Genomic DNA, 1,038 nt, shown 5'->3' on the forward strand with positions numbered 1-1,038 from the left:
ACTTATTAATGGGCGAAGTTTATGTACCGCTTGGCGCGTGGGGCCAGATAACCATATGTTCACCAACAACCACTGTGTCGCATCAGAATCAGAACTGAGAAATACAGAGGTATGGTTTAACTATCAGCGTCGTACTTGTGACGGTTCTATGGCCACCACGGTAAAAGTCATGGGGAGTAAGATACTTAGCACCGATTATGATTTGGATTACACACTTTTCACTGTTGATGATTTTTCAAAAATTGAGTCGTTTGGCTATCTAGGTTTAGATGATCAGGAGCCAACCTTTGGCGATGGTATTTATATTCCTCAACACGGAGCTGGTAAACCGAAAGAACTGGCAATTGAAAGTGACCAAAATGGCTCCGGAATGTGTCAGATCGATGTAGCTTCAACTGGTGGGCGAGGTGCCAATACCGACACTGGCTATTTCTGTGACACCATTGGCGGGTCGTCTGGCTCACCTGTTTTGCGTACTGACAACAACAAAGCGATTGCGCTGCATCACTTTGGAGGTTGTGAAAACCAAGGCGTGAAAATCAGTAAGATTTGGCCACTCGTGTCTTCATTCTTTGGTGATACCTTGCCAGATGGCTCAGTCGGTGAGCCGAACAATGATGTTCCAGAGGTGGCTTTAGGAAGCTTGATTAACGATCTCGCCGCGACGTCCGGACAACAGAAACTGTTTGTGCTCAAAGCAGCAAATCGTACCTCGGACGTGAATGTCGTCATTAAGTCTGGAGTAGGGGACGCTGATCTCTACATTCGTTCTGGCGCGCAACCAACGAAAAGTACCTACGATTGCCGACCTTATCGCTCAGGTAACTTTGAAACGTGCGAGGTGCCTAGGGCTGATGAAGATCTCTACATTATGATCAATGCATTCCGAAGTTTTTCTGGTGTATCTCTCTTATTGTCAGAGTCTCAATAACGTCGTGAAATCTGTTTACGATATGAATAATAAAGGCGAGCCTATTAGGTTCGTCTTATATTTTATTAATTAAACAGAATAGTTAATAAATAGAGCAGGTGTTATTG

General features: G+C 44.4%; 1 protein-coding gene. It reads left to right on the forward strand.

Annotated features, from left to right (window positions below; genetic code table 11):
* The coding region (locus BCT81_RS27465) for a serine protease (RefSeq protein ID WP_133152751.1) at positions 1-931 on the forward strand (931 nt) is incomplete at its 5' end.
* Positions 932-1,038 lie beyond the last annotated feature (107 nt).

Origin of the sequence: Vibrio sp. 10N.261.52.A1 (genome assembly GCF_002876325.1) — a bacterium.
In the GTDB taxonomy this organism is placed as follows: Bacteria; Pseudomonadota; Gammaproteobacteria; order Enterobacterales; family Vibrionaceae; genus Vibrio; species Vibrio chagasii.